The sequence below is a fragment of the Brachybacterium sp. Marseille-Q7125 genome (genome assembly GCF_023062615.1).
Lineage (GTDB): Bacteria > Actinomycetota > Actinomycetes > Actinomycetales > Dermabacteraceae > Brachybacterium.
The window spans coordinates 1-4,181 of sequence record NZ_JALLAL010000093.1 but is presented as its reverse complement, the minus strand read 5'-3'; the positions used below and the strand labels follow the sequence as shown (position 1 = coordinate 4,181).

Genomic DNA, 4,181 nt, shown 5'->3' with positions numbered 1-4,181 from the left:
CACCACAACACGGCCGATTGGAAGCAACACCCATCGCACATGCTCTCAGAGCATGTGCAACCCACTATCCCCGCAGGTCAGGACGAGGAAAGCGGCCTCTCCGTACACACATTTTGTCCTATAACCCTCAGTTCCCGTGGAAGCCAGGGCTGCCGCCGTGGTCTCCATCGGCCTGGGCTGAGTGCTTCGGACCGTCTATCCCCGTCTCGAGGGGGCTGTAGGCCCCACGGTCTGCACCGAGACTGAGGCGGATCCGACCGCTGAGGGAGGGGAGTTCGCTTGTCGCGCACCGATGCCAACCTCGACTTCGTGACAACAGAAATCTCGATACCCGCTCCTCGCGACCCCTGGCTCGTCCACGGACCTGACGGCTGGGCCGACGCGATGCTGGTTCCGTGCTCGTGCGCCGGAGCCCACCACATGGTCGGCTAGTACGCCTGCCCCCGCAGTGGCGGCCCACTCAAGGGGGGCACCGCACCTGGGAGTGTCTCTCTTGCGGCGCCAGCCGCCACATCGGATGCAGACTCCTGTCCGGCGGAGTTGTAGACAGAGCGCCTGCCGCTACCGGTTGGCCTACTCTCAATCGATGACCAGTTCCGAGAGCCTGCCGCGATACGTGCCCCTCGAACACATCATGGAGGAGCTCTCGATCTCCTACAGCCAGGCCCTCGCCCTCGCCCTCGCCCGCTCAGGACAGCTGCCAGCGATCAAGGTCGGCGGCCGCGGCGTCTGGCGGGTCTCGCTGGACGCCTTCGAGGACTACATTGCCGAGCGCTACGCCGAGACGGCGGCGATGGTCGCCGAGACCCACTCCTAGGCCGCTGGACTCAGGGCTTCGCGACGTGCTTCACGAGGAGCGCGGTCATTCTCGTCCGATCGAGATACTTCGGCACAGGCATCGTCGATGTGCGTCGCTGAAGCCGATCCGAGAGCGAGCTGACCGCCCGTGCGGTGTCCAGTCGATATCCGCGCAGCGGTCGCTCGTTCAGCCGCCATGGGAGGTCCGGATAGGTCTCGCGGATCTCGAGAAGCGTGTGCATGTCCGCGAGATCGCGGTCTTTCTGAAGGCCCCGTGCTGCCCAGGCATGCGCCTTCAGGATGAACGCCTCCTCGAGCCCAGGGATCAACACGGTGTAGGTGAGCGTCTCGCCCGTGCTCAAGTGCGCAGTGACCGCCATGCGGAGCGCCGGGTGCAGCAGGACAAAGGCGAGCTCCGGGAGGGTGTCGACCTGACCGACGCCGTCGACGTTCTGAGGTTTGATCCCGCTCGCGCCTCCCATGCGCGACAGCAGCAGGTTGATCTCGACTTTCCGCTCGTCGTCGACGGCCTTCGTGTACACATTGCCGCGTTCCTGGACGAACTCCTGGCTCACCAGACGCTCGACGATCCCGCCGATCACCTCGACATCGTTGACGGCGGTATCCGCGTCCACCGTCGTCCGCTGCACCGCCCGCTTGGCGGGGTGGGCGAGGAGGAGCAGGCGCACCATGTGACCGCCTACGATCCGGTAGTCCGTCGCCTTGGCCGCCACGGCGACGGCCTGCTGGCCGAGATAGCCGAGATCGTCGGCGAGGCTCCACGAGTGGACTTCGAGCTCGATGTCCGCGGTCATCGAGCGGCTCCTTCGATGATTGCCTGGCGCAGGTGCTCCGCTGCCTGGTCGCTGTCCGCGCCGTCGCTGTGGAGCAGTTCCCACAGGATCAGGGCAGGGTCGGCCAGGCGATGTGTCACATCATCTCCGACTTCTGTCCCCGTCGCCCAGAGCGTCCGGTCGCGCGGGGTACAGCAGATCAGCGTCGCTTCCGCCAGCGGTGCCGGGATGAAGCCCTCCCCGCCGAGGTCCATCGGTCCACGGAGGTAGATCCGGCTCCTCGTGGGCAGCTTCCATGGGGCGATCCTGTCGGCGGCGACGTCTCCGGCGACGATCGGATCGAGCTCGAGGTTGTGCGCCAGGGAGACGGCCACATCCGTCTGCTCCGTCACCGGGGTGAGTGCGTACCAGCCAAACTCCTTGCCACCGGGCCCGGCGTATTCCCCCAGGAACAGATCCAGCAGTTTCTCGGGGGCGCCCGCCCCCATGTCCCCGAGGGTCCGCAGCGCACGCGAAACCGCCTGTTGGGTGACCCCGAATCGGGCGGCGACCTCCGTCTGTGCCGGGAGCGATCCGGTGCGGAGCAGCTCGCGCATGAGCCCCCACCTCACCCAGGCAGGTCGACCCGTGCGCCGGGGAGCGGAGAGAACCGGGGCCGGCTCCTCGGTGCGATAGGCGACTCCTTCGTGGAACAGGCGCAGCGGCTCCTCCGTGAGGATGTCGATCTCGCCCGATGCGGCTCGCTCCATCACCTGCCGGGTCGCGCTGGAGCCGATCAGCAGGGGTCGGGCCTGACCCGGCGTGAGGTTCCCGCTGAGTCGGTTCACCGTCCGGGAGTCCAACCGGTCGACAGGATCCGTAGGAGTGAAGACCAGCATCTCGCCCGTGTCGTCCCGTCTGGCCCAGAGGCCGTCCTCCGTTCCGTAGACCAGGTTCAGGCCCAGCTCACGCAGTACGCTCGCGACATCCATCGTGCTCTCTCCCGCCAGCGGCTCAACAATTCTTGTCCTAATCTACGTGACAGAGGTTGTTGGACGTCAGTGCTGAAGTGTGCTAGCGACTTGCGCGTCCTGCGACCTTGCAGATCAGCTTCGACTTCCTGGGCCCGGCCTCGCCGAGGACCACGGCGGGTTAGACGCTGAGGCGGCAGTCGATGCCGCGCCCCACGGCGCTAAGGTTAGGGCGTGTTGCTAAAGGGGTGTCGGTGGCGCGTGGGTGACGCTTGAAGCGTGTCGCGTACTGAGATCTCCGATGAGGCCTGGGCTGTGATCGGCCCACTGTTCCCGGTCGCGAAGGCGACGGGCCGACCGCCGGTGGACCGGCGTGCAGTGCTCGAGGCGACCGCATGGCGTTACCGGACCGGGGCTCCGGGGCGGGATGTGCCGGAGCGGTTCGGGAACTGGAACACGATCTACAAGAACTTCAACCGCTGGTCGGAGCAGGGCGTGTGGGCGCGGGTGCTCGAGAAGGTCCAGTCGCTGACGCATCAGCGCGGCGAGCTCGACTGGATGGCCTCGATCGACTCGACGATCATGCGCGTGCATCAGCACGGCGCGACCCTCAAGCGGGACACAGGGGGCCAGGTCGAACTACAAGAAGTTCGGGGCCGAGCCTCCTGATCACGCGAGAGGCTGTTCTCGCGGTGGGGTGATGACCAAGAATCACCTGGTCTGCGACGGGAAAGGCCGCGCGCTCGCGTTCGTGCTGGCCCCCGGGCAGGCTGCGGACACGAGCATGCTCGTCGAACACTCTTTGAGATCCGCGTCGCCGGACGCACCGGCAGACCTCGGTCGCGGCCGGATCGGGTCCTCGCGGACAAGGGCTACCCGTCGAAAGTCAACCGGGCTTGGCTGCGCGAACGGGACATCGCCGCCACGATCCCGGAGCGCGATGACCAGATCGCTCACCACCGCAAGCGCCTTGGCCGGCCGATCGACTTCGGCGACGACCAGCGCCTCCGCTACCGACGGTGCAACGTCGTCGAACGCTGCATCAACAAGCTCAAGCAATGGCGCGGCATCGCGATGCGCTCCGACAAGACCGCCCGGAACAATCATTCCGCCGTCTGCCTCGCCGCAACACTCCAATGGGTTTAGCAACACGCCCTAGAGAAGACTGATGTCCCCGCCCCTATAACCCGGCCCGTCACTGCAGGTCAACGAACGGAACTCGGCCCCTGACCCCGGTGATCGCGATTCGCTGTCACCACTCTGTCGGCGAATCGCTGGCCTCCACGAGACTGGCCCTCCGATCTCATGATCGAACGGGACCTCGCTGCAGTGCAGCAGTCCCCGCAGTTCATCGAACGTCCCGGCGAACAGGGCTGGCGGGTCATCGCCTACCGTCACGATGAGCGGGTGGACATCTTCACCGACCCCGCGCTCACCCTGGACCCGGATGAGCGCAGCGAGTTCACCGGCGCGGGCCGGCATCAGCAGGTCACCACTCCAATCGAGCATCCTGAGATCAGCACCGATGAGCAGGGCCGCCTGGGGTGTGTCAAGGATTTCGGACAGTCGATGTGTTCTCCGGTGGTCAGGCGACCACTGGGAGGGTGGTGGGGGTGGTCTGCTCGGTCCACGCCTTGGC

6 protein-coding genes are annotated in these 4,181 nt (G+C 66.3%); 3 read left to right on the top strand and 3 right to left on the bottom strand.

Annotated features, from left to right (window positions below; translation table 11 throughout):
- The first annotated feature begins 586 nt into the window (after positions 1-586).
- Positions 587-817 carry a helix-turn-helix domain-containing protein gene (locus MU407_RS13615; protein ID WP_246958287.1) on the top strand — a complete coding sequence of 77 codons (231 nt, stop codon included), beginning with the start codon at positions 587-589 and terminating at the stop codon, positions 815-817.
- A 10-nt stretch (positions 818-827) separates the two neighbouring features.
- On the opposite strand, the gene MU407_RS13610 is transcribed toward MU407_RS13615, so the two are convergent.
- Both MU407_RS13610 and MU407_RS13605 read right to left on the bottom strand, forming a co-directional pair.
- The gene (locus MU407_RS13610) at positions 828-1,613 is read right to left on the bottom strand and encodes a hypothetical protein (RefSeq protein ID WP_246958285.1); all 786 of its coding nucleotides are present in this window, start codon (positions 1,611-1,613) and stop codon (positions 828-830) included.
- Complete coding sequence (locus MU407_RS13605; RefSeq protein WP_246958283.1) at positions 1,610-2,563, bottom strand: hypothetical protein; 954 nt, start codon at positions 2,561-2,563, stop codon at positions 1,610-1,612. The genes MU407_RS13610 and MU407_RS13605 overlap by 4 nt, the downstream gene beginning before the upstream one ends.
- Positions 2,564-2,821: 258 nt before the next feature.
- On the opposite strand from MU407_RS13605, the gene MU407_RS13600 reads away from it, so the two are divergent.
- Complete coding sequence (locus MU407_RS13600; protein ID WP_246958281.1) at positions 2,822-3,211, top strand: IS5 family transposase; 390 nt, start codon at positions 2,822-2,824, stop codon at positions 3,209-3,211.
- A gap of 42 nt (positions 3,212-3,253) precedes the next feature.
- On the opposite strand, the gene MU407_RS13595 is transcribed toward MU407_RS13600, so the two are convergent.
- Positions 3,254-3,649, bottom strand: a complete 396-nt coding sequence (locus tag MU407_RS13595; protein WP_246958279.1) for a hypothetical protein — start codon at positions 3,647-3,649, stop codon at positions 3,254-3,256.
- 198 nt (positions 3,650-3,847) lie between these two features.
- Between MU407_RS13595 and MU407_RS13590 the strand changes: the two genes are divergently transcribed.
- Positions 3,848-4,181: hypothetical protein (locus MU407_RS13590; protein ID WP_246958277.1), on the top strand; the 334-nt coding region annotated here is incomplete at its 3' end.